Raw genomic sequence first — 20,415 nt, forward strand, 5'->3', positions numbered from 1 at the left:
GGTTGGTGTTGAAACTTGCAGGTACTGCGGTTGGTGAAATCTGTGTCTCGATTACTCGAGGTTTGCGTGCCTAAGCCAGAGCTCCTCGGCAGGTACATCCGTGTTGTCCCACAGCGACTGGAAGAGGGCTTCCGTGGCGAGGAACAGGACCTGCTCAAAGAGGGACCCTGAGTACTGGCGGGAAACGCTGGAGCCGTGGTCGGTCTTCTGGGCGGCGGGGATGATGACCAGCGCGTCGGCGAGGCCGGCAAGCGGTGAACTCGCGTTGGTGGTGAACGCGGCAATCCGTGCTCCCGCCTTGGCGGCTGTTTCGGCCGACTTGACTACTCCCGAGGTGGTTCCCGATCCGGAGGCCACCAGAAGCAGGTCGCCGGAAGCGATTGCGGGGGTGGTGGTGTCACCGGCGATGTGGACATTCAGGCCCAGGTGCATCAGCCTCATGGCGGCCATGCGAAGGACCAGGCCGCTCCGGCCCGCTCCGGCGACGAACACGCGGCCAGGGTGGCTGAGGTGGCGGGCCAGGTCGGCGATCTGCTGTTCGTCGATCTTGGCTGCCGTGTCCGAGATCTCGTCCCTGACAAGAGAGAGATTCCGGACAATGTCATCTGTGCTGCTGTACCCGGTACGAACTGCACTTGCTGTCGTAGTCACGATGTTTTCCCCTTCTGTTCGGTCGTTGGCCTGTTGCAGCCGAACGACGCTTTCTGGTTGATATCCATACTCCCGAAGGGAACGGGCAGGGGTAACACTGTTTTCTGACGGTTCTAACTACACTTAAGGATTGGTGCTCCCAGAGAGGTCGGGTGGGAAGTCCCGGAAAGCCGCAGTTTTGAAGGATTTATTGCATAGAATCTGGGAAACGAGTTAAGTCCTCCCGATGTTGTCCGGACTCCTTGTCATCGAACCACCCCATATCTCATTCCCCGGAGCGCAGACTTTTGGCCTCGCCGTCCTCATTCCAGTCCCAGATCTACCGGTCCCTGCCGGAAATCGAGAGGGCCGACGCGATTGTGGACAGAATTACCAAGGCCATCGGCCTGGGACTGCTCAAAGTAGGTGAACGCCTGCCGCCCGAAGCGGCGCTCTCGGAAATGTTTGGCGTTGGCGGGGCCACGCTCCGCGAAGCATTGGGGGAACTGCGTGAGAGCGGCGTTGTCGAGACCCGCAGGGGCCGCAGCGGTGGAACTTTTGTTGTCAGCCAGCCGCGTACGCAGACCGATGCGATACGCGATTGGTTCCTCTCGACGTCGATCTCCGAAATCCGTGACATCGGTGACGAACATTCCGCCATCGCCGCCACCACCGTCCGCCTCGCATGTGAGCGTGCCGAAGCACATGACTGCGAACGTCTGCAGGAACTTGCCCGGGCATTGGTCCTGGCCGATACCCCTGAACTGCGCGCACCTGCGGATAGCCGCTTCCACATCGAAATGGCCATCGCCGCACAGTCACCACGGCTTGCCAATGCCGAGATCCGGCTTCAGGAAGAAACAGTGCAGCAGCTTTGGACTCCCCTCACCGTGGCATTTGACCCTGAGCAGGCAACCGCTGAACACTTGGAACTGGTCCGGGCAGTTGCCCAGGACCAGCCGGAGAAAGCCCAGAACCTTGTCCTTGAGCACATCCGGCGGAACATTTTCCACCTCATCGACAAGAAGCTCACCCTCGGCTACGCCCAATCAACCCAGGATGGTCAATGATGCCCGCCGCTGAAGTCGCACACGCTGCCGCTACCCTTTCTTCCTGGCTGAGCGGCGTCTGCGCGGAGGTGAATCAACTCGCCAGCGACATATCCTCGCTCCTGGAGGGAAATCTGGCCGGCAAGCCCGGCATCGACGTGGCTGCACTGGCAGGGTTGGACGAATATCCCCGCGACTTCCTGACACGGAATACCTTTGCGGCCGGAGCCGGAACGTTCTTTGCGGTGGACACCCTCGCGCCGGGGCTTCCGGCGTTGGACTGGTGGGCCCGCAAGGAATACGGCACCGTCGGGAGGCTCGACCTGGACGTGACTCCCGGCAGCAGCCGCTACTACGACTATGAAAAGCTGCCGTTTTTCTCCACCGCCGCGTCCACAGGTGAACAGAGCCTCTGGGGGCCGTATGTGGACTTCCTTGGCTTCGAGGAATACATCCTGACATTTGCGGCTCCGCTGTCTGTCCAGGGACGGTTCACCGGTGTAGCTGCCTGCGACATCAGGATCAAGGACCTGGAACCCCTCATCATGCCGACCCTGCGCGCTATCTCGGCCGACGCCGCCCTCGTCAACGCCAGCAACCGCGTCATTCTCGGCAACTCCGGTTTATACCTTGTCGGTGAGCGGATAAAGTCCGACTACCCCAATCAGCATCGGACCGCCCTGGACGTCCCTCACCTCGGGCTTTCCTTGATTTATATCGCCTAGCGTCGGGACCTGCGCTGCCAACGGAGCAGACCGGCAAGACGCTGGCCAGACTTATTGTGTACAAAAGCTATCGCAATAGAGGTTTTAAGCTGTAACCTCTGGGAGTGATCTGCTTCACATCGCGTTAGTGCAGAACAGTCATGAGTCCTTCGGCATAGCCCGTTGGGTCCACTCCTGAGCACCGCAGCCTCCTCGTCCTGCACGCCGGCGCGCGCCGTCCGGAAATTTCACGCGGCAGCATGTCGCCGCGGCACTACATGCCTGACTGGACAGAGCTGATCATTCACCGCCAACGGGGGATCCAAAACCGAGTTCCATAACGAAGAAGTCAGAGACGACTTCAGTAGTTTTAGGGAGATTCAATGAGTGAAAATCGTTTAGAGGGCACCGATCACCTGGAAAGGTCGATCGACTGGAAGCAGGGTTTGGCAATTGCGCTGGGCGTTCCCTTGCTGATTCTGCCCTCCTTGGGCTACCTGCCGATGTACGTGTCTGCCGCTGCAATCCTCATCTGGGGAATATCGGTCCTGCAGGGTTTTATGCAGAGCACCGCCTATGCCGAGATGGCCACCACCTTCCCCAAAGCATCCGGCCTGCCGGGCTTTGCACAGCACGTCTTCCGGACGGAGAACTACAAGGGCAAGTACGACAAGGGCAAGCTGATCGGCGGCTTCTCCGCCTGGAGCTACTGGTTTGCCTGGAACCCTGTACTGGCCATCTTTTCCATCCTGGTGGGCGGTTACCTGCATGGGCTGTTTCCCGTGCTGGCCGAGACCTTCACCGAGTACCAGCTGGCGCTAATCTCCGGCTTGGTGATTTTCACCGGGTTGTTCGTCGTGAACTGGTTCGGCCTCAAGGATGGCGCCAAGCTGGGTTACGTCCTGGCTGCGTTCTCTCTTATACCCCTGGTTGTCCTGACCGTAGCGCCCTTCGCCACCGGGAAGGTCGAGCTCTCAAATATCACCGGCAGCTGGATGCCGGCCGATTGGGCCTGGGACATGCACCACATCCTGATCCTCTTTGGCATCTTTGCGATCGCCCAGTGGAGTGCATGCGCCTGGGAAACGGCAGCCATCTACGGTCCCGAGTATAAAAACCCGTCGAGAGACGTTCCCAAAGCACTCTATGCCTGCGGCATTATCTGTTTCTTCTCGTTTGTTTTGGTGCAATCTGCAGTGATCGGCGTGCTGGGAGTTGAGGGCGTACTGGCCGAGCCCTTGTCGCCGCTGATTCCAGTGGCCCAGGCTGTCTTCGGCCAAGCAGGCACCATGGTCACCATCATCATGCTGATCGCCGCCATGATCCTCATCATCCAGACGGCCTACCTGGGCTCCTCCCGCGCCATGCACTCCATGTCGAGTGAAGGCAACCTGCCCAGGGTGTTCGGCAAAACAAACCGCCAGGGTACACCGTTTGTTGCCATGCTGGTCATCGGCGCCTTCAACCTCGTGCTGATTTCCATGGGAACGCCGGCGGCAATCCTTGCGGCGTCCGCGATCGGCTACACCTGCGCCAACGGCATCAGCCTGTTTGCCTATGTCAGGGCCAAAAATCACCCTTCCTTCAAAAACCTGGAACGGCCCTTCAAAGCGCCCAAGGGCTGGAAAAAGGTTGCCCTGATCTTCGGCCTCTTCAACCTGCCCCTGTGCCTGGTGGGCGTGGTGTACCTGAACAGCCTGGAGGTCGGCTGGACTTCAACCTGGGTGGGCTTCCTCGTACTGTCGCTTTACATACCCATCTGGTTGTATACCCAGCGCGAATCCCGCCGATTAAACGGCAAGGCAGCTACCGCTCCCTCCTCGGACGAGGACGCCGGAGATCTTGAAAGGGTTCCAGGTCCCTGACAAGGACAACACCCGGGCTTTCCAACGCATATTTCACGGCGGATGCCGGGCCTTTCCAGGGCCCGGCATCCGCCGCGAGTGCGCTCGGGGGACCCCTGCCCCTCAACCGCGCCAAGAAGAAATAAAACAGAATTTTGGCCTTAACTTTTAAAAAGTCTGGACTAGATGAATTAAGTCCCGTAGGTTTGCTTGTGGGGTAGGAAGCGTGACTCACATCACATTTCACGCAGGTCCGCCAGGCCGGTCCTCCGGAAGACGTCCCTTCCCGATCCCATCTTTCACACCACCAGTCATAGGAGACAGCACCATGGAAACTGCACTCGTAGGATCACTGACCAAGGCCGGATCCATCCACAAGGTCGAAAACGGCTTCATCGGCCTGCCGTCGATGAACGAGCCGGGCACGATCTCCGCGATCGGCGACTCGCTGCACAACCCGGAGGGCTCGGTCATGTGCGCCGGCTTCTTCGAGCTGAAGGCGTCCGAGCCGCTGGTCTACACCTACACCTACGACGAGATGAAGGTTGTCATCAAGGGCGAATTCATCCTCACGGACCAGAGCACCGGCGAAGTCACACACGCGAAGGAACGCGACGTGCTGTTCTTCCCCAAGGGCACCACAGTGAAGTTCGAAACCCCCGAGTACGGCCTGGGGTTCTTCGCCGGCGACCGCACCTTCAACCCGTAAGGACCGACCATGCGTTCCGCGTCCACGCCGCCAGCAGCCGGCAACGGCCTGGAACCTGGTTTCCGCGGTGTCATCTGTGTATCTTTCGGATCCACAGGTGACACCGCAGTTCCAGACACCGATGGCCAGCCCCGCTACGATCTCCATTTCGAAGCAGCAACAGCCGACACCCTCTTGGAACTCAAGTCCGTCTTCACCAGTTCCCGTGTTGGCGTCCGCCTTGTCCTTGCAGGACCCCCGGCAGATATCCGGGCAGCCGCCGCAGTCGCCGCGGACTGCGGACTTCTGGGCGAGGAAGTAACGCTCCTGTCCCAGGAAACCGGACCCCGGTTTGTTTATTGTCCGCATTGCCTCTCCACCACCGCTGACCGGACAGGCGGCACCGAGGTGACGTGTCACGGGTGCTCCACCGTCCTGGCCGTCACTGATCACTTTTCCCGACGAAGAGGCGCATACCTGGGCTACTCAGCCCATGCCGAGGAGGCAGCATGACCGCCATAGCGCTCCAGCCCCAGGTCCACCCGGCGGTGGAGGGAGGCCTCCACCTGGAGGTGACAGACATCAGCCGCCAGACGGAATCGATTGTCAGCATTACCTTCACTGCTCCGGAGGGTGGACGGTTGCCCTCCTATGTCCCGGGGAGCCACCTGGTGGTCCAATATGGGAGCGGCGTCAATGCATACTCACTGACAGGTTCAGGCAACGCACCGTCCGACTACACCATCTCTGTCCTGAGGGTCGATGAAGGCGCCGGCGGCTCGGTAGCCATGCACCGGCTCTCCGTCGGCGACCGTGTGAACGTTTCGCGCCCCCGGAGCGCGTTTGCTCCCGCATCAACCGCGTCGCATCATCTGCTGGTTGCTGCAGGAATCGGGATCACGCCGATTCTTTCGCATGCCAGGGCCGCGGTGGAGCGGGGCAACACAGCATCAATGATCTACGTGCACCGGCCGGACGCCGGGGCCCACGTGAAAGAAGCACGGGAACTGCTGGGGCCGGGGTTGACCGCTCTGGTGGAGTGCACCAGCCGGGGCAGTTTCCAAAGCGTTCTGGCCGAAGCGCTCATAACGCAGCCCCTCGGCACCCACCTCTACGTGTGCGGTCCCGTTGTCTTCATGGATGCGGTCCTGGAAGAGGCCCGGAGCCAGGGCTGGTCAGCCGCCCGGCTTCACTCAGAAGCCTTTGGCGCAACCGAACTGGACGCAGGTGAACCCTTTACGGTGCATCTGGCACGCAGCGGCGTTCGTTTGGAAGTTCCGGCCGGCGTTTCGCTGCTGGAGACACTCGAAACAGCAGGGAAGACCATCCCCAACATGTGCCGCAAAGGCATCTGCGGGGAATGCGTCCTGCCGGTACTTCGTGGCGCACCGCAGCACCGCGACCTATACCTGTCCGACCAGGAAAAAGCCGAGAACACCACAATGATGTGCTGTGTTTCGCGCAGCAACGACCCAGAATTGGAGTTGGACCTTTGAGTAGCACGATCATCGAAACCGATCCGGACGCAGCCCTCCTCCCCGAACGGATCAGGCGCTTCCCTTTTCCTTTTGCCAACGACACGTACCGGTACAGCGCTAACGTCGAACCGGCCACCAAGACCGCACCGACAGAAGCCGGCTCCTGGGGAGCCCACCTGGTGGACATCGACGAACACTACCTGGACGAACTGTCCGAGCGCGCCAAGGTGCTGGAACGCGACGCTTCCCGCGTGAATGTCCTCCCCCATATGCGACCGGCAGTGTGGGACGCCCTGACCACCCTACTGTCCTCCATGGCGGATGATTACCCGGACACGATGTCTTTCCACCGGGAAGGCAACATCTGCCGCTGGCATAACGGCCTGCAGAATCTCGACGTCGAATTTACCGTCGGCGACGACAGCTCACTGCCTGAAGGTCCACTGCGGTTCCTCGGCAGCCAGGTCCAGGACGACATCATTCTTCTCGACGTCCGGGACGATACCCTGTGGCTCGATGCCGGCCTCGTGACCTTCGCCGCTGACTGGTCATTCGGCTTCGATGTCGGCATGAACTTCATGGAAATCCATCATCCCGTCCCGCGGGTGAAGGAAGAACGCATCATCAGCCGGGCTGAGCAGTTCCTGCTGCGCCTGCAGCCCGGCGAACAGTTCCGGCGGACCAACTGGACCATGACCATCGGCCGGCGCATGGACACCTCCACGGAAACGTACCCGGAATGGGGTCCGGGCCGAAGCACCATTGCCGACGACCCTGCCATGCCGGAGAAGCTCCACCTTCGCGTGGAAGTTCAGCACCTGGTCCGCCTTCCACACTCCGGCGCCTTGCTGTTCCTGGTCAGGACCCACCTCCTGCCCCTTTCCGACATCGCCCGGGTACCGGCGTGGCGGGAAAAGATGGGCCATGTGCTGGCGGAACTGCCGGACGACATGGCCGAATACAAGGGCATCATCCGCTACCGCAAAGCCGCTTCTGACTGGCTGCTGGGCCGCTAGCTCCCGCTAGCGCGCCATAAACAGAGCAATAAGAGAATATCCCTAAAAAAAGCTAGACTAAATGATTTATTTCACGTAGCTTGGCTGCAAGAGGAATACGTGACCGGCATCACTCCGGCGGAGTTCAGTGTAGAACTCCGCCGGCAAAGCCCGGGTCCGGTCTCCTCCAGGCAGGTTTCAAGCACATGAGCGGTCTGCCAGGTATTTGCCAAACGCCACTCATGTCACGGGGCAACTCGCCTAACAGGCCATAGGGATCTTCATCCTCACGAAAGAACCAAGGAGAAAACCATGACTCTCAACACTGAAATTCACACCGGGGTAGGGGTTTCCCACCCGCTTGATCCGCTCTCCCGCGAGGAAATTTCCCGGGCCGCCGCGATCCTGAAGGACGGCCCGGCCGCCGCGGAATCGTTCCGCTTCATCAGCGTTGAACTGCGCGAACCGGACAAGGAACTGCTCCGCACCGGCGCCGCGACCCTCCGTGAAGCCGACGCGGTCCTGGTCAACCGGGCCGAGGCACGCTCCTACGAAGCGATCGTGGACCTGGACTCGGGCATCGTCTCGAAATGGACGAAGCTGGCCGAGAACGTCCACCCGCCCTTCATGCTCGACGAATTCGCCGAAGGCGAAGAAGCCTGCCGGAAGAACCCCGAGGTCCAGGCCGCCCTGGCCAAGCGCGGCATCACCAACATGGACCTGGTTTGCTTCGAACCCTGGTCCGTGGGCTACTTCGGCGAAGACAACGAAGGCCGCCGCCTGATGCGCGCCCTGGTCTTCGTCCGCGACGAGGAAAACGACAGCCCCTACGCCCACCCGATCGAGAACTTCATCGTGATCGTGGACCTGAACACCGGCGAGGTCGTCAAACTCGAAGACGACCAGGCCATCCCGGTCCCGTCCGCGAGCGGGAACTACCTGCCCAAGTACGTCGGCGAAGCCCGCACCGACCTCAAGCCGATCTCCATCACCCAGCCCGAAGGCGCGTCCTTCACCGTCACCGGAAACCACGTCCAGTGGGCCGACTGGTCCTTCCGCGTCGGCTTCACCCCCCGCGAAGGCCTGGTCCTGCACCAGCTCAAATTCCGCAACAAAGGCGTCGAACGGCCCGTCATCAACCGCGCCTCACTCTCGGAAATGGTCGTCCCCTACGGAGACACCGCCCCCGTCCAGGCCAAGAAAAACGCCTTCGACTCCGGCGAATACAACATCGGCAACATGGCCAACTCCCTCAAACTCGGCTGCGACTGCCTCGGCGAAATCAAATACTTCGACGGCATCACCGCCGACAGCCACGGCAACCCGCTGACCATCGAGAACGCCATCTGCATGCACGAAGAAGACGACTCCATCCTCTGGAAGCACTTCGACTTCCGCGAAGGCACCGCCGAAACCCGCCGCTCCCGCAAACTCGTCATCTCCTTCATCGCCACCGTCGCGAACTACGAATACGCCTTCTACTGGCACCTCTTCCTCGACGGGTCCATCGAATTCCTCGTCAAGGCCACCGGCATCCTCTCCACCGCCGGCCAGAAACCCGGCGAAAAGAGCCCCTACGGCCAGACCCTGAACAACGACGGACTCTACGCCCCCATCCACCAGCACATGTTCAACGTCCGCATGGACTTCGAAATCGACGGACCCACCAACGCCGTCTACGAAGTCGACATGGAAATCCCCGACCACAACCCCACCCACACCGCGTTCATGGCCGTGGACCGGCTCCTGGAAACCGAACAGGCCGCCATCCGCAAAACCAACTCCGCCAAACACCGCTTCTGGAAAATCGCCAACCGCGACAGCAAAAACCTCGTCAACGAACCCGTCGCCTACCGCCTGATCCCCACCAACGGCATCCAACTCGCCGCCGGCGACGAATCCTACGTCAGCAAACGCGCCCAGTTCGCCCGCAACAACCTCTGGGTCACCGCCTACGACCGCACCGAACGCTTCGCCGCCGGCGAATTCCCCAACCAAGCCACCGGCGCCGACGACGGCCTGCACATCTGGACCCAAAAAAACCGGAACATCGTCGACCAGGACCTCGTCGTCTGGTACACCTTCGGCATGCACCACGTCGTCCGCCTCGAAGACTGGCCCATCATGCCCCGCCAAAACATCGGCTTCATGCTCGAACCCCACGGCTTCTTCGACCAAAACCCAACCCTCAACCTCCCCAGCAACGACAACCGAACCGAAACCACCAACACCGCAACCTGCTGCACCACCGATAAATAATCCGGGCCCAGCTTCAGGGAAGCCAGGAACCACGAACATGAACTGAAGCTGGAAACGACAACCCTCAAACAGGCGGTCCCCGGTGCTGTAACAAAAGCACCGGGGACCGCCTGCACCTAACCAAAGCCTGTAGCGAGAGCGTGATCCGCGTGTTCAATATCCCCGCAATTACCTGGACCCTCACAGTCGTCCTGCTGCTCAGTGGAAGCTACCACCTCCTGCAGGCCGCCAAGCCACACCAACTGGCCGACCGGGTCAATAACACCCTCCACGCCCTCATGAACATCCTGATGGCCGCCATGCTCTGGAACCTCGCGCCCTCCACGGTGCTGGCCCAGATTGCTGTCCTCGCCGGCGCGGCACTGTGGTTTGTCATTCAGGCGGTCGCCCGGCCGGAGTTCAAAATGCTCTGCGCGGGCAGCCAAGGCAGGCTAAAGTGCGTCTACCACAGCCTAACCATGGCCGGCGCTGCTCTTATGGCCGTCATGATGACGGGTCACGTGACGACAGCCAGCCATGGAATCGTCCCGGCAGGCGGAATGCCACTCTCGAACGCCCACCACGCGGTGGCAGCAGCCCCAAGCACGGCTGCAGCGACCCTTGATCAGTTGCCGGATCTGGCCATCCCACTGACAGTATTCTTCGGAGCTGCGGCGGTAGTTTTCATTGTTCTTCTCCTGCGTTTGCAGGTAATGAAATCCACCTTCCGCAGCAAGGCGGCTTCAAAGTTCTCCATCCGTGCAGAACACGGGCTCGAAGCTCTCGGCGCGGCCGTCATGGCCCTCATGTTCGCCACGATGTCGTAGCAGGTGTCCATCTCATGAGCGCCGCCGCCGTCGCAAAAACCCAGGCTCCAACCACCGCAGTGCGAGCCACATTCATAGAAAAGACTTGCGACTCAAGTCTCGAGGCCGGGGAGTGCTTCTTCTGCACCGGACCGGAAACCGACTGAGCGCAGCAGACCCCGGGGCCTTCCGTTTCGCAACGCGGGAGGCCCCGGTACCAACACCCTCCGCAGCCGACGAACTAAGACCCTCCCGGCATGGCCAGAATCTGCTCGTAGTGCTCCACCGTTGGAAACGGCGAATAGAAATGGTGCAACAGCGCGCGCCATTCCTCGTACTGCACTGACCCCCGGAAGCCTTCCGTATGGTCTTCCAGGCGGGTCCACTCCACCAGCAGCAGGTACGTGGCTGCGCTCTCTATGCATCGTGAAAGCGTGAGCCCCTGGAACCCGGGCATAGAGGAAATAATCGACCTTGCTTTACTGAAGGCCGTCTCAAAATCGTCTTCCATGCCAGGCCGGACTGAGAGCAACGCATGTTCGGTGATCATTCTTAAACGCCGGCCTTTATCAACAGTGCATCAATCATCATGAAGAACTGTCCGCGGTGATCGGTAGCCTTTGGGTCGGTCATGTATTGAATGGCCGCTCCGTCATAAATCATGAGAAAGATCCTCACCAGAGTGGGGAAGCCAATGAGGCACTGATCATCGCTGCCTTGGGCGGCGGACGAGAAGATGTTTCCCAGTTCCACTTCATAGGCAGGGTATATTTTCGCGGCCAGCGGGCTGACAGCGGCATTCCGTGTTGCCCACAGAATCAGTTCGATCTCAGAAAGTATGCTTGCGGGCTCTTCCTCCAGCGCGCGCCAATAGCCTTCGGCTACCTCTTCCACAGCCTTACGGAGTCCCAAATGGACCGGGACGCCACTGGAAAAACGGCTGAGGTTCTTAAACCAGGCCTCGGCGGCCGCCTCCATGAGCTCTTCCTTATTGCTGAAGCAATAATGAGCCGTTGCCAGCGGGGCATTGGCCTCTTTGGCAATAGCCCGAATGGTCACCGACTGAACGCCCTCACGACGCATAAGTTCAACGGTCGCAGAAATCAGCTGTTCTTTTCGTTCTTCAGCGGGTACCCGCATCGCTCACTCTCCAGTCTCCCGGTTTCGGCCCGGCAGGGACACTCCCTTAAGACTATTGCTTGAGTTGAGGAAAACGGTTCAATATCCTCGTCTGGAACGATTGACTTGAACATTCGTCGTGACACTCATCCTGAAACCGGGCGATTCGGCGCGCGTAAATCCCGAACGATTTGGCCGCTACGCCCCCTTACACGCGCGCATGGTCACCATTTACGGACCAAACCCCGAAGGCAAGGAATCCCATTCCTTCCGAGGCTCCGGAATCTGAGCCCTCGCATTCAGATACAGTCCCCGCTAAGGGCAGAATCCAGTTAGCAGGACTTCCGGTACGGGCTTTCGCCAGCCCGTAAATGTCCTCGCCAGCAGTCAAGTGCCTCCGCCTGAGCACGGGGATCGTCCTTTCCACACTGTTCAGGACCCTGGGCAGGCAGCGCTGAACGGGATGAACACGGCATAGCCGCAAAAACGAACATGGTGGGCGACAAAGTCGCCCACCATGTTCGCTGTGATCTCTTTATGTCATTCCGGTCTCCGGCGACCGTCCTGCCGCCTCAGGCGCTGCATCCGCAGGCCCTGCCTATGCGAGGGAGCCAGTGCTCGGCGGTACCGGAGGCGTGATGAGGGAAGGGTGGTCGTACTCGTTCGAGAAGGCCAGGAAGCCCAGGTGGGCCTCGTAACGGACCAAGACGTCTTCCATGATCTGCTGCTGTGTCACGCCCATCAGGTCGTAGCCTTCGGAGCCAGTTTGCGCGAAGACCTCCACGCGGTAGTAGACCTCGGATTCACGGTGCATGTGCCGGCCGAATTTCGGCACTGAGGCCTCCACCGCCTGGACTTGATAGTGGAAGTCGCGGTTGTCCGGGATGGTGACCACGAGCACCTGGCTGGGCACGCCCGTATGTTCATTCGGGATGATGTCCAGGGTCGCGTCATGGCCCTGCTTGGTGAACTCCTCGAGCGCTTCAGCCAGCGCCGGCTGCGCTGTGAGTTCAATGAACCGGGCGGCCTCGTCCCCGGACGGATAGGAGCGTATCCGTGCCAGCCGCTGGCCCCAGGTGCGGTCTGCCGCATGGCCGGCGTGCACCGCCATCGACTGCCTGCGCAGGACCCGGCCTTCACGTTCAATCCGCTCCATCCGCAGCGCCTTGGTGAAGGAGGCCATCACCAGCCAGGCGATGATGGTCACCGGGAGGGCGAAGATCAGCGTGGCGTACTCCATGGTGGTCACACCGCCGGCCACCAGCATCGCGATGGTCAGCAGGGCGGTGACCAGCGCCCAGAAGATTCGCAGCCACTTGGCGCCGTCTTGGGTCGCATTGGTGATGTTGGACGAGAAGTTGGACATCATCATGGCGCCGGAGTTGGCGCTGGTGAGGTAGAACAGCATGCCGGACAACGTGCCCAGCCCGATCAGGAGCGGCGCTCCAGGGAACATCCCAAGCAGCGCGTACCAGCCCTCTTGCGGGCTGGTAATGGCCAGCTGCGCGAACGCCTCGTTCCCGTTCAGTACCTCGTGCAGGGCACTGTTGCCGAAGATACTCACCACCAGGAAGTCGCACAGCACCGGGAAGGTGATGGCGGCGATGACGAATTCCCGCAGCGTACGTCCACGCGAAATGCGGGCCAGGAACAGGCCAACGAAGGGACCCCAAGCCAGCCAAAAGGCCCAGAAGAACAGGGTCCAGCCGCCCATCCACTCCGAACCGCCTTCCTGGTACGCGAACGTCTGCAGAGTTCGTTCAGGCAGGGTGAAGACAAAGCGGCCGATGTTCTCCACCAATGAGTTAAGCAGGAAGGACGTCTGGCCGGTCACCAGCATGTACAGCAGCAGGGCCGCGGCACTCCAGATGTTCAGCTCCGCGACCCAGCGGATCGCTTTGTCAACGCCGGACGTGCACGCCGCGATGGTAAGTACGACGGCGACAATCACCAGGGCAATCTGCAGGGCGAGGCCCTGTTCCAGGCCGAACATGATGGAGAAGCCGACGTTCAGCAGGACCACGCCGATCCCCATGGCCGTAGCCACACCAAAGACGGTGCCCACCAGGGTGATGATGTCGATCGTGTCGCCGAGCCCGCCCCGGACGCGTTTGCCCAGCAGTGGATACAAGGCCGCCCGGATGGACAGCGGCATGCCCCACCGGTAGGCGAAATAGCCCATGGCCATGCCGAGGAGCGCATACATGGCCCAGCCCGCCACGCCGTAGTGGAACATGGTCCACACCACGGCTTCGTGGGCCGCCTCGGCTGTCTGGCCTGCGCCCTCCGGCGGTTTCATGTACTGCGTAATCGGTTCTGTCACAGAGTAGAACAGCATGTCGATTCCCACACCGGCGGCGAACAGGTAGGCCACCCAGGTGAAAAGCTTGTACTGCGGACGGGAGTGATCCGGGCCCATCCGGACCGAGCCAACATTGGACAGCGCCACCCACAGCACAAACCCAATCACGACAGTGACAGTGAGCACGTAGAACCAGCCAAGGTTCTCCGCGATCCAACCCACCACCGTCTTCATGGTGGACTGGGCGCTGGCAGGCACCAGCATTGCCCAGACAGAGAAAGCAATAATAATGACTGACGCGATGATGAAGACCCGCCAGTTGACCTTGGGCGCGCGGTCCTTGATGGGTTCGGCGGGGGCCGTGTCAGGTTCTTTGTCGATGATGGTCATGCTCAAAGGTCCAACTCCAATTCTTGGTCTCTGCTGCGTGAAACGCAGCACATCATGATGGTGTTCGCGGCCTTTGCTGGTCGGTCAGGTTGAGATCCCGGTGCTGAGGTGCCGCTCGAAGAACTGGGAGGGAGCAGCCGCCCGCAGATGCCTTCAAGGCACAGGCTGGGGCCGCCTTTTCCTGCATTTCGAGGGTCTCCAGCACCGAAACGCCGGCCGGAACTTCCAATCTGATGCCGCTACGAGCCAGGTTCACAGCGAACCGTTGGCCCTCGTCAATTTCGGCCACGCCGAAGGTTTATGAATTGCGGCGAGCCATTCGGCCAAGCCAAAATCCCGGATCTGCCGGCGGGCTGAGCCAGGCCGCCGGTCCGCAGACATCGAGGTGATTCCGGGCGGGGAGTGCCGCGGCCATGCATTCAGCCAGTGCCCGGGTCCGCGGTCAGACGAATGACGCGTCGCGGTTGCTGCCCGGGTGAAGGCCCTGCAGGACGCCGCACTCAAACCGGGCGCCGAGGGCGAGCCGATGCATTGCCAGGGCGCCGCAGGAGCGCCTAAGCCCCGGAGGGCCGAGACGGCATCGGGAGGGGCGCCGCCTGAACGGTGAGCGAACAGGCGAGCGCCCCTCCCGTGCCGAACTTCAAGGTGGGGCCCCGGGACTCACGAAGTCAGCGGATCCCCCGGCCGGGTCCGCAGCCCGCGCCCGCTGCCGTCGGGCATGGACGCGGAACGCATGGCCGGTCCTTAGGGTGCGAAGGTGCGGTCGCCGGCGAAGAACCCCAGGCCGTACTCGGGGGTCTCGAACTTGACGGTGGTGCCCTTGGGGAAGAACAGCACATCGCGTTCCTTGGCGTGCGTTACCTCACCCGTGCTCTGGTCCGTGAGGATGAACTCGCCCTTGATGACAACCTTCATTTCGTCGTAGGTGTAGGTGTACACCAGCGGCTCGGAAGCCTTCAGCTCGAAGAATCCGGCGCACATGACGGAGCCCTCGGGGTTGTGGAGGGAGTCGCCGATCGCGGAGATCGTCCCCGGCTCGTTCATCGACGGCAGGCCGATGAAGCCGTTTTCTACTTTGTGGATGGATCCGGCCTTGGTCAGTGTTCCTACGAGGGTGGTTTCCATGGTCTCTCCTATGAATAGTGTGGTGAAAGATTTGTCAGAACTGTTCATCTTTGTCAGGGCTGTTCAATCTTTGGTGCGTGGAAGACTGCGCTGACGATCAGGTCAGAATCCTCGGGGCGAGGGATCGCCTCCAGACCCGAAATAACCTGGTTTCCGGCGGACCAGCCGAAGCCTCCTTTGAGGCCCTGCTGTGTGATGCCAGTCACTTTGTTCGTCCCACAAACTTTGACATGAACGCGTGTTCAAGTCAATGGTTCAAGACGAAGATTTTAAACGTCCTAATGGCCGATGCAGTGGACCCGAAGACAGGCTCTCGAATCTGGCGACAAACAGGCCTTCCCTACCCGCCGAACGTACTGCGGAGTAGGGTTCCGTCATGGACATCATCCTTGTACCCGGATTTTGGTTGGACGCCTCATCGTGGGAGGAGGTGACGCCTGCACTGGAAGATGCGGGGCACACAGCCCATCCCCTGACCCTTCCCGGCCTTGAATCCGCGGATGCACGGCGGGCCGGCATCACCCTGAAAGACCACATCGCCGCCGTCGTGGACGTAGTGGACGGGCTCGACGGAAAGGTGGTTCTGGTGGGGCACTCCGGTGGTGGCGCGGTCATCCACGGAGTGGCGGACGCCCGGCCGGACCGTGTGGCCCGGAACATCTACGTGGACAGCGGACCGCTCGGCGAGGGCGGCGTGATCAACAATGAGCTGCCGGCCGAGGGCGACGACGTGCCGCTGCCGCCGTGGGACGGCTTCGAGGACGCGGACCTGGTGGACCTCACCGACGAGCTGCGCACCAAGTTCCGGGCACGGGCCATCCCCGAGCCCAAGGGCGTCGCCTACGGCAAGCAGCGCCTGCACGACGTCCGCCGCTACGAGGTCCCGGCGACTGTGATCGCGTGCGAATTCCCGTCGTCGCTCCTCACCGAATGGATCGATGCCGGCCACCCCTTCACCGCGGAACTGGCCCGCATCCGCGACGTTGAGTACGTGGACCTCCCCACCGGCCACTGGCCCCAGTTCACCAAACCGGCCGAGCTGAGCCAGGCGATCCTGAAGGCGGTGGAGCGGGCGGGGTGAGTCCGGGGCCGCACCTAGCCTGCCGAGCCGGCCTGCGCCGCGCGGCGGCGCTGCGGGAGGCTGGCCGCGCCCCATACGGCCAGCAACAGGGCGATCAACAGCAGCCCGGCGTCGCCGAGGCCTATGGCACCGAGCCAGGTTGTGAGCGGATCCTGCAGCCGGAACGCGGTGTTGACGAAGCCGGCGAGGGTGATCGCAGCGACGAACAGGGCGGAGACCGCGGAGATCCCGGTCACCGCTGCGTTGAAGCCGAGCTTGCGCCGGGGATCGTCGAGGGCCGAGCGGTACATCCGCATCATGGCCACGCCATTGAGCGAATCGCACAGCGTCATCGCGGCGGTGAAGGCGAGGGGCAGCGCGATCAGGGCGAGCGGCGAAACGCCAGCCAGCGATGCCGCCGTCGTCATCACCAGCAGGCCAATGGTGGTGGCGGTGTCAAAACCGAGCCCGAACAGGAACCCGATGACGTAGATGTTCCGCGGACGGCGCACCCGGGACAGGGGTTTGGCGAGCAGCCGCGCCACAAATCCTGTTGCTTCGAGGTGGGCGACGTCGATGCTGCCGCCGGCCCTTGCGCCACGGTAGGCCTGCGCGGCCCGGACGAACGCAGAGCCGTTGAAGATCCCCATTGCCAGCAGGAACAGTCCCGAGACTCCGCTGCCGATCAGGCCGAGCACCAGGTTTCCGGCCGAACCGTCCTCCATGAACCGCCCCACCATCGTGGCACCTGCGACCACCAGGACGCCGGCCAGGATCACCACCGAGCTGTGTCCCAGGCTGAACGCGAAGCCGACGCTGACCGGGTCCTGGCGCTGGGCCACGAACTTGCGGGTGGAGTTATCGATCGCGGCCAGGTGGTCCCAGTCGTAGCTGTGCTTCACGCCCGCCAAGTAGGCCGTCAGCACCAGGCCAAGCGCCAGCGGCTGGCCTCCCCCTGCCGTTCCACTGAGCAGAAGAACGACGGCGGCGAGATGCAATGCGGCCACCGCGCCGAAGGTGAAGAGCAGCCGGGTCCGGACCGGCAGTGAGTCCCGCTCGCGGTACATCACTGCGAACCGGGTCAGCGCAGTCATTCAGTACTTCCTCAGGTTCAGGGGCGCCTGCCCATGCCAGCGGTCCCGCAGCAGCGCGGTGCACGCGCGCAGCAGGCTGTTCAGTTCCTCGGTGCTGCTGGACAGTGCCCGCAGCACCAGCCCGGTGGTTCCGGCCACGGTGCGCGTGAGGGAGACTCCCGTGTGGGAATCACGTCCGGCGGTCAGGGCGTGGAGTTCGTCGGCGAGCGCCTGGTTCACGCGGGTATCCACCACCACAAGCGACCCCAGGTGGCTGAAGCCCTCCATGAAGCCCAGGCCGGTGACATCGTTCAGCGGTGGCCGGATCAGCAGATTGTCCAGGGCGAGCAACTCCGAGCCGCCGTCGGTTTCGACGTGGATCTCGGTGCGCAGCCGCAGCTCCTCGTACTTGAACGACGCCCCGTCCGGCGACCAGCCGGGCGTGATCACCTCAGCCATCACAAGGCTCGACGACGGCCGCACCTTGATGTGCGTGTTCTGCCGGTAGCTGGCCTCCCGGTAAGCAATGAGCTGGTCAGGAATGAGCTCCAGCCGGGCCCCCTCCCCCAGCCGCAAAGCCATCCGCTGCTCAGCAAAAGACCCCGGAGTCCGATAGACCTTCGTCGCCGACTGCGTAGTTAGGAGCAGGGCAGCCTCCGCCTCGACTTCAACATCAAGCAAAAAGAGATCAGCCCCAAGATACGCCCCACCAGGATTCACGAGCACATAACAAACCTGCCCGGACTCATCGAGGTAGTGCGGCCGCAAAACCCGAAGAGCGCCCTCATGAAACTGGGTGGAAGCGATGGACTTACCGTCCCGCACCTGGATGCCCAGTTCCAACCGCCCTCTAACTGGGCGATCAGCGGTCGCGGATGAAGGGGGCCGCGGCGTGGTGGGCACCGCGAAGCGGGCACGGCCCCCTTCATCCGCGGGCGCCGCCCAAGGTGAGATGACAGCGGAACTGTTTTGGCTCATGTGGCGAGATCGAGCATCAGGACGTCCCGCCGCACCCATTCGATGACGGCGTCGAGCCCTTCGTCGGTTTTGAGGTTGGTAAAACAGAACGGTTTGTATCCGCGGAACTCGCGGGAGTCCCGTTCCATGACGGACAGGTCGGCGCCGACGTGGGGCGCGAGGTCGGTTTTGTTGATGATGAAGAGGTCGGACTTGATCATGCCCTGGCCGGCTTTGCGCGGAATCTTTTCCCCTTGGGCCACGTCGATGATGTAGATGGAGAAGTCCACGAGCTCGGGGCTGAAGGTGGCGGAGAGGTTGTCGCCGCCGGATTCGACGAAGATGACCTGCAGGTCCGGGTGGCGGGCTTTGAGTTCCTCAATGGCGGCGGTGTTCATGGAGGTGTCTTCGCGGATGGCGGTGTGCGGGCAGCCGCCGGTTTCGACGCCGATGATCCGGTCTTCCGGCAGGATCCCGTTGGCGGCCAGGATCTTGGCGTCCTCGATGGTGTAGATGTCGTTGGTGATGGCGGCCATGGAAATCTCGCGGCTCATGTGCCGGGTGAGCCGCTCCACGAGCTGGGTCTTTCCGGCGCCCACCGGGCCGCCGATACCGATTTTGATGGGTTCAGTCATTGTGTCCTCCTGCTAGCTCATGAACATTCGGGCGCGTTGCCGCTCGTGCCGCATCTGCGAAATTTCCAGCCCGGGGCTAAGGGCCCCGAAGTCGTCCGGCGTAAGGTGCGCGATCCGCTCAACGGCGGCACCGACGTCGTCGGCCGCTTTCCGCAGCAGCCGCTGCCCGGCGTTCTGCCCCAATGGAATCGCGCGCACCGCGTTCTGCGTCAGAGAGGTAACCGTGGCGAAAAGATAAGCCGCGAGCGCTTCGGGAAGCGGCACGCCCAGGGAACGGGCGACGACGGCGAACGCCAAGGGTTGATGCCCGGCAGCCCGGCCCCTGGTCACCAAGTCCCGGTACAGCCCCAGCTCGGCCGACGGAAAAACCTCGGTCCCAATCTCCAGCAACCGCCCACCCATCTTCAAACTGGCCTCCCGAACCTGCCGAGGCAACAGCTGAGCCGACAACAGCTCATCCAACTCCCCCACATCTGCACCCTCATACAAGAACCGAATAGCCAACCCATCAGAGTAAGAAAGCTGCTGCCCGATGAACGCACCGAGCCACACGCCAAACGACCCCTCATCAGAGACCACCCCGGCATCGACATAGCTCTCAAAACCAAGAGAGTGCGCAAACGCCCCCGTAGGAAGCGCAGAATCGGTGAGCTGCTGCAGCGCAAGCTGATAGTTGGTCACTGAACGAGCACCAAAGGGGAGGAACGCAAGCGACGCGAGGGATATGGGGCTGCGGCGTGGTGGGCACCGCGAAGCGGGCACAGCCCCATATCCCTCGCGGCGTCCCAAGCCGCAGGAATGGGGACTGACTTAGTGACTGTGCTCAGCATGGCGAAAAGGCACGGGCATGATGCGTTCCTGGCGGGTATAGGCCACACCCACATGCTGAAGGTAGTCCTCGACGGTGTGGTCGTAGGCGCACACCATGACCTCGGCCCCGTACTCCGAGGACTCATCAAAGAACTGGGCCTGGAGGTGCCGGTTACCCAAGGAATGAGCCACGACCCCCATTTCGTGGACGGACCGGGGCGCGATGACCAGGACGTCGGTGGGCAGCACGGACACCACGATCATGTTGGTTTCGGCCACGTGCAGGATGTCGCCGTCGCGGAGGTCGCCGGAGCCGGAGGGAAGCCGGATGCCGATTTCCTTGCCGTGGTCGGTGGTGACGCGCTGGATGCGTTTGACCAGCTGGGCGCTGGGCAGGACCACCTTTTCGCGGTGCAGGCCGGTGTAGGCGGCCAGGTCTGTGGTAGGCAGCTCGTGCAGGTTGCCGAGGACTTTTTCGATGATCACATCAGGCTCCGGGTGGTCAGTTGTCT

At 61.9% G+C, this 20,415-nt stretch carries 21 protein-coding genes; 10 read left to right on the forward strand and 11 right to left on the reverse strand.

Annotation, left to right across the window (positions count from 1 at the left end; translation table 11 throughout):
• Positions 1-51 precede the first annotated feature (51 nt).
• Entirely contained in the window at positions 52-651 is a 600-nt protein-coding gene (gene hxlB / locus J2808_RS07090; protein ID WP_309813694.1) for a 6-phospho-3-hexuloisomerase, read from the reverse strand.
• Positions 652-938: 287 nt separating this feature from the next.
• Between hxlB and J2808_RS07095 the strand changes: the two genes are divergently transcribed.
• The 9 genes from J2808_RS07095 to J2808_RS07135 all read left to right on the forward strand — a co-directional run bounded on the left by J2808_RS07095 (position 939) and on the right by J2808_RS07135 (position 10,453).
• The gene (locus J2808_RS07095; protein ID WP_309813699.1) at positions 939-1,700 is read left to right on the forward strand and encodes a FadR/GntR family transcriptional regulator; all 762 of its coding nucleotides are present in this window, start codon (positions 939-941) and stop codon (positions 1,698-1,700) included.
• Positions 1,697-2,404, forward strand: a complete 708-nt coding sequence (locus J2808_RS07100) for a cache domain-containing protein (protein WP_309813701.1) — start codon at positions 1,697-1,699, stop codon at positions 2,402-2,404. The genes J2808_RS07095 and J2808_RS07100 overlap by 4 nt, the downstream gene beginning before the upstream one ends.
• A gap of 362 nt (positions 2,405-2,766) precedes the next feature.
• Entirely contained in the window at positions 2,767-4,248 is a 1,482-nt protein-coding gene (locus tag J2808_RS07105) for an APC family permease (protein ID WP_309813705.1), read from the forward strand.
• A 307-nt stretch (positions 4,249-4,555) separates the two neighbouring features.
• The gene (locus J2808_RS07110) at positions 4,556-4,936 is read left to right on the forward strand and encodes a cupin domain-containing protein (RefSeq protein WP_164204613.1); all 381 of its coding nucleotides are present in this window, start codon (positions 4,556-4,558) and stop codon (positions 4,934-4,936) included.
• A 9-nt stretch (positions 4,937-4,945) separates the two neighbouring features.
• Entirely contained in the window at positions 4,946-5,428 is a 483-nt protein-coding gene (locus tag J2808_RS07115) for a dimethylamine monooxygenase subunit DmmA family protein (RefSeq protein ID WP_309813707.1), read from the forward strand.
• The gene (locus J2808_RS07120; protein ID WP_309813710.1) at positions 5,425-6,411 is read left to right on the forward strand and encodes a PDR/VanB family oxidoreductase; all 987 of its coding nucleotides are present in this window, start codon (positions 5,425-5,427) and stop codon (positions 6,409-6,411) included. The genes J2808_RS07115 and J2808_RS07120 overlap by 4 nt, the downstream gene beginning before the upstream one ends.
• A complete protein-coding gene (locus J2808_RS07125) occupies positions 6,408-7,409 on the forward strand; it encodes a heme-dependent oxidative N-demethylase family protein (RefSeq protein WP_244292760.1) in 1,002 nt (333 codons plus the stop codon). The genes J2808_RS07120 and J2808_RS07125 overlap by 4 nt, the downstream gene beginning before the upstream one ends.
• A gap of 291 nt (positions 7,410-7,700) precedes the next feature.
• Positions 7,701-9,647 (forward strand): primary-amine oxidase, encoded by a 1,947-nt coding sequence (locus tag J2808_RS07130; RefSeq protein ID WP_309813716.1) that lies wholly within the window; start codon positions 7,701-7,703, stop codon positions 9,645-9,647.
• A gap of 149 nt (positions 9,648-9,796) precedes the next feature.
• Entirely contained in the window at positions 9,797-10,453 is a 657-nt protein-coding gene (locus J2808_RS07135; RefSeq protein WP_309813719.1) for a DUF5134 domain-containing protein, read from the forward strand.
• 220 nt (positions 10,454-10,673) lie between these two features.
• Here J2808_RS07135 and J2808_RS07140 read toward each other — a convergent pair whose 3' ends face one another.
• The 5 genes from J2808_RS07140 to J2808_RS07160 form a co-directional block, all read right to left on the reverse strand.
• On the reverse strand, positions 10,674-10,982 hold the full coding sequence (locus J2808_RS07140; protein ID WP_309813723.1) for an antibiotic biosynthesis monooxygenase family protein: 309 nt from the start codon (positions 10,980-10,982) through the stop codon (positions 10,674-10,676).
• Positions 10,983-10,984: 2 nt separating this feature from the next.
• Positions 10,985-11,572, reverse strand: a complete 588-nt coding sequence (locus tag J2808_RS07145) for a TetR/AcrR family transcriptional regulator (protein WP_309813726.1) — start codon at positions 11,570-11,572, stop codon at positions 10,985-10,987.
• 577 nt (positions 11,573-12,149) lie between these two features.
• Entirely contained in the window at positions 12,150-14,243 is a 2,094-nt protein-coding gene (gene betT, locus J2808_RS07150; protein ID WP_309813729.1) for a choline BCCT transporter BetT, read from the reverse strand.
• 744 nt (positions 14,244-14,987) lie between these two features.
• Entirely contained in the window at positions 14,988-15,368 is a 381-nt protein-coding gene (locus J2808_RS07155) for a cupin domain-containing protein (protein ID WP_309813730.1), read from the reverse strand.
• Positions 15,369-15,421: 53 nt separating this feature from the next.
• A complete protein-coding gene (locus J2808_RS07160; protein WP_309813733.1) occupies positions 15,422-15,574 on the reverse strand; it encodes a hypothetical protein in 153 nt (50 codons plus the stop codon).
• A 170-nt stretch (positions 15,575-15,744) separates the two neighbouring features.
• Here J2808_RS07160 and J2808_RS07165 point away from each other — a divergent pair, with 170 nt between their 5' ends.
• Positions 15,745-16,449 (forward strand): alpha/beta fold hydrolase, encoded by a 705-nt coding sequence (locus J2808_RS07165; protein ID WP_309813735.1) that lies wholly within the window; start codon positions 15,745-15,747, stop codon positions 16,447-16,449.
• Between the two features lie 14 nt (positions 16,450-16,463).
• Here the strand turns inward: J2808_RS07165 and J2808_RS07170 are convergent, their stop codons facing one another.
• The 5 genes from J2808_RS07170 to ureE all read right to left on the reverse strand — a co-directional run bounded on the left by J2808_RS07170 (position 16,464) and on the right by ureE (position 20,389).
• On the reverse strand, positions 16,464-17,522 hold the full coding sequence (locus J2808_RS07170) for a HoxN/HupN/NixA family nickel/cobalt transporter (RefSeq protein WP_309813737.1): 1,059 nt from the start codon (positions 17,520-17,522) through the stop codon (positions 16,464-16,466).
• The gene (locus J2808_RS07175) at positions 17,523-18,479 is read right to left on the reverse strand and encodes an urease accessory protein UreD (protein ID WP_397428004.1); all 957 of its coding nucleotides are present in this window, start codon (positions 18,477-18,479) and stop codon (positions 17,523-17,525) included.
• Positions 18,476-19,093: an urease accessory protein UreG gene (gene ureG / locus J2808_RS07180; protein ID WP_309813739.1), complete on the reverse strand. Its 618-nt coding sequence runs from the start codon at positions 19,091-19,093 to the stop codon at positions 18,476-18,478. Before ureG ends, J2808_RS07175 begins: the two co-directional genes overlap by 4 nt.
• A gap of 12 nt (positions 19,094-19,105) precedes the next feature.
• Positions 19,106-19,774 (reverse strand): urease accessory protein UreF, encoded by a 669-nt coding sequence (locus J2808_RS07185; RefSeq protein ID WP_309813742.1) that lies wholly within the window; start codon positions 19,772-19,774, stop codon positions 19,106-19,108.
• A gap of 129 nt (positions 19,775-19,903) precedes the next feature.
• A complete protein-coding gene (gene ureE / locus J2808_RS07190) occupies positions 19,904-20,389 on the reverse strand; it encodes an urease accessory protein UreE (protein WP_309813745.1) in 486 nt (161 codons plus the stop codon).
• Between the last annotated feature and the right edge of the window lie 26 nt (positions 20,390-20,415).

The sequence above is a fragment of the Pseudarthrobacter sulfonivorans genome, assembly GCF_031454915.1.
In the GTDB taxonomy this organism is placed as follows: Bacteria; Actinomycetota; Actinomycetes; order Actinomycetales; family Micrococcaceae; genus Arthrobacter; species Arthrobacter sulfonivorans_C.